Source organism: Methanococcoides seepicolus (assembly GCF_023684405.1).
Lineage (GTDB): Archaea > Halobacteriota > Methanosarcinia > Methanosarcinales > Methanosarcinaceae > Methanococcoides > Methanococcoides seepicolus.
The window spans coordinates 1-1,201 of sequence record NZ_JAGSOI010000141.1; the positions used below are offsets into that span (position 1 = coordinate 1).

The 1,201-nt window shown below is 35.6% G+C and carries 2 protein-coding genes; one reads left to right on the forward strand and one right to left on the reverse strand.

What is annotated here, in order from left to right; all coding sequences use genetic code 11:
• Positions 1–475 precede the first annotated feature (475 nt).
• Positions 476–643, forward strand: a complete 168-nt coding sequence (locus KDK67_RS14095; protein WP_250869477.1) for a hypothetical protein — start codon at positions 476–478, stop codon at positions 641–643.
• Positions 644–881: 238 nt separating this feature from the next.
• Here the strand turns inward: KDK67_RS14095 and KDK67_RS14100 are convergent.
• Positions 882–1,201: hypothetical protein (locus KDK67_RS14100; RefSeq protein ID WP_250869478.1), on the reverse strand; the 320-nt coding region annotated here is incomplete at its 5' end.

Below are 1,201 nucleotides of genomic sequence, written 5' to 3' on the forward strand. Positions count from 1 at the left end.
TTTCAGGGAGTGACTAAAATAGAGGCATAGTATATTGTTTTTTGGTAAAATCAATATCAAGCACTGATGGAATTGTGTTGAGTATTCTAAGTTTATATCAAAAACGTGAGGATGGCTGAATAGTTACGAATTATTTACTATTTGGACAGGGATACTAAATGCTCGTGTTGTCACGTACAATTTATTTAGGAGTTTGAAACTTATTAAGTTTTTTGATTTCTGTATGTGTATATATCGGACTGTATAAATTATTGAGCATTAAAAAGAGCTATAGCATTGCAAATAACTTGCGTACACTTTTTTCACGTACCAATATCCCCGACTTGCTGTGCGAGACCATGGTATCATGAAAAATATGAATTATACAAATAATTCTTTACTCCGAAACATTAATAAATGATTAATCATTATAGATGTGTGCAATGATTAATCGTGATAGATACTCTTTGCTCATAAAACCAGGAGGAAAGAAGAAATGGACACATACTACGCAGGTTCTACAATGGATGAAGAAGACGGTATCCTTGAATGGACAAACAGAGGACTTAAAATCGATGGCAACGGAGCATTCATTGCCACCCTTACAGCATCCATTGCTCTGATGGCCTTCCTCAGACTTTCATCTTATGCTAACCTCTTCTAAGTAAAGGAGCCTTCCGTAAAATTGGAAACTCCTTTATTTTATCAGCTTTTTATTATTATCTATTTTATAAATTTGTGATTACAAATAACTGATACCAATTCTTACCGTAACTGTTCAAGTATATGTTACGGACGGGCACATTTTCTACCATATAAGCATAATGTACCGGACCAAGCCCTTTGAAAAAAATGATCAAATGAAAAATGGGTGGTCTCAAATTGAGACCCGAAATTCTGCTTTACTGAGGGTAGGTTGCTGACAAACTTGATCCATCCACATTAAATGTGAACGTTAATGCTTTAGTTTTGTATTTAACCTCATTGGAATAGAATGTCAATGTTCCCGATCCATCTGTCAGGCTGGAATCAACATCTGTAGTAGCACCGCTCCAAGATCCAGATACTGTATTACCTGCTACATCATTTTGTATAGTCACAACTGCCTTAGCAGAAACAAATAGATTTTTGCCTGCATTTCTTGTTATGATATCCACACTATCAATAGATATTGTATTTTCGAGTGGGTCCGTAGCATTGGTTATAGTCACGGTAGCGCTGG

Coding starts and splice junctions, on each gene's coding strand:
- KDK67_RS14095 (WP_250869477.1), top strand. CDS start 476: ATGGACACATACTACGCAGGTTCTACAATGGATGAAGAAGACGGTATC.